This is a genomic window from Methanosarcinales archaeon (assembly GCA_014859725.1).
Taxonomy (GTDB): Archaea; Halobacteriota; Methanosarcinia; order Methanosarcinales; family Methanocomedenaceae; genus Kmv04.
Genome location: JACUTQ010000276.1, coordinates 1 through 1792 on the forward strand (window position 1 = coordinate 1; position 1792 = coordinate 1792).

Genomic DNA, 1792 nt, shown 5'->3' on the forward strand with positions numbered 1-1792 from the left:
CAGTCGCCTCCATAAAACACAGCTGGAACCTGAAACATGATGCACAGCGTGATTACCTTCTGTCCCTCCACTAAATGCTTGAATTGCTTCTATGAATCGAACACACGGCCGCATGAATTTTTGAATCTGAAATGGACTGATATTGATCCTCAATGCATCCCGATAAAGAAAAGGGATAACAATGGCAACACAGTAGAGACGATGATGGATGTTGTCTATCTTAATGTGGACGGTAAAACCGGCCCTCGCAGGACATTCGTTGTTTTTAGCGTACCTTTTCTTGTTGCATGGAAAAAGGCATACCCGAAAGGCGCAGACGGCTATATCTGGATCGATATCGAAAATAACCTTGAGCAGTTGAAATATGCAGCTGCCAACAAGGTTGTACGGTCGGCAGCTAAACGTGCGGGGATTAGTGAAAATATTAAACTGTACAGCTTCCGACACGGTAAGAATACGGAAGTGTCTGAGGTGCTGTCCTATGCGTAACACTGTGAATATGCCGGAAGGGCTCCAAGTTCAGACATGCTGCAGGTGTACAATCATCTCAATGGACTGAATTTAGTAGCACCTATACTATCTGAGTTTGGTATAATCGTAGACAGGCGGGAGGGTATTCAGCGGGCGTGGGTGGAGTTGTACCAGACGGGGATTCAACATTTAAACCGATAAGAATGGAAATTAATATAAATGACCTAAAAATAAATAAAGATATTGAAGGAATATAAAAATGTTCAACAAAAAATTAATAGCATTTTTAATAATGCTTACGATATTGGGAGCGATAGGATGTGTTGATGAAGGTACACAATCTACAGAAATAAATGATGATCAATTGTTTTTTGAATGGCTTCCAAGTTCAATCAAATTAATACAATCTGATTTTGACGAAATTTCAACTGCTAAATCTAGTGGGAATTTTACAATGATGGGAATACAAGGGGCAAATTTGAAAAATGATTGTCTGTCCGATATATCTATGATAGACAACTATGTCTTATCTCCTTCAACTCAAGATATTGCTGATGAATATAGAATGGCTTTAGAAGATTATTCTAAAGCAGGTGAACTTATAGAATCTTATGCTAACAGTGGTGATATATCAAATATTGAAAATGCTACTGAATATTTATATTCTGGTGCCTCACATTCTGAACGTGTAACAACTATGATATCAGATTTATTAGATATTGTTAAAAATAACAAATAACCTGTTCGTTACAGTCACATCCAGCAAATAAGCCAGAATGCATATCGTATAATGTGCACGGACATGATCATTGCTATACACAAACGTCGGCCGGAACTTAAGGAAAGACTTCACTTCCTTGAACCCCTCTTCCACTCTATTCTTGTCCCTGTATGCACGTATAAGTTTTTCCGGACCGAGTCTATACTTCTCAGGCTCTGTAGTTTTGGTGATATTCGTGACCAACATCCACATACCATCCGTTAGCATTGCCTTTTCAATCGCCTCCATTTTCTTCTCGAATTTGAGATTGAAAGTCCGAACCTCAGAACCCCCTTCCGTAGTTATGACCACGCTCTCAAGGCTATACTCCAGGTAACCATTCACCTTAAACTTCTTCAGTATTTCATCAATCCTTTTTTCAGTTGGCTTTTCATTACGGCTCTTTTTCGCCTCCGTGAGAGCGCTTCTCTCTTACTCCAGCTCCTCCATCGCCTTCACTATGAGCTTTTTCCTGGCCTTTCGCTGATCCTTGAGAAGGTCCGGGCTAAACACCAATATATGTCGTCTGCCACTGCTATCCACTCCCAGGTCTTCGTAGTA

Annotated in this window: 3 protein-coding genes; 2 read left to right on the top strand and 1 reads right to left on the bottom strand. The window is 40.2% G+C overall.

The window, feature by feature from the left end; translation table 11 throughout:
- Nucleotides 1–120: 120 nt before the first annotated feature.
- Nucleotides 121–489 (top strand): hypothetical protein, encoded by a 369-nt coding sequence (locus IBX40_13230; protein ID MBE0525274.1) that lies wholly within the window; start codon nucleotides 121–123, stop codon nucleotides 487–489.
- Between the two features lie 241 nt (nucleotides 490–730).
- On the top strand, nucleotides 731–1210 hold the full coding sequence (locus IBX40_13235; protein MBE0525275.1) for a hypothetical protein: 480 nt from the start codon (nucleotides 731–733) through the stop codon (nucleotides 1208–1210).
- On the opposite strand, the gene IBX40_13240 is transcribed toward IBX40_13235, so the two are convergent.
- A complete protein-coding gene (locus tag IBX40_13240; protein ID MBE0525276.1) occupies nucleotides 1184–1576 on the bottom strand; it encodes a transposase in 393 nt (130 codons plus the stop codon). The two genes, IBX40_13235 and IBX40_13240, sit on opposite strands and share 27 nt — an antisense overlap.
- Nucleotides 1577–1792: the final 216 nt, after the last annotated feature.

What these genes read in the sequence shown, in the direction of transcription:
- IBX40_13235 (MBE0525275.1), top strand. Translation starts at nt 731, where the DNA reads ATGTTCAACAAAAAATTAATAGCATTTTTAATAATGCTTACGATATTG.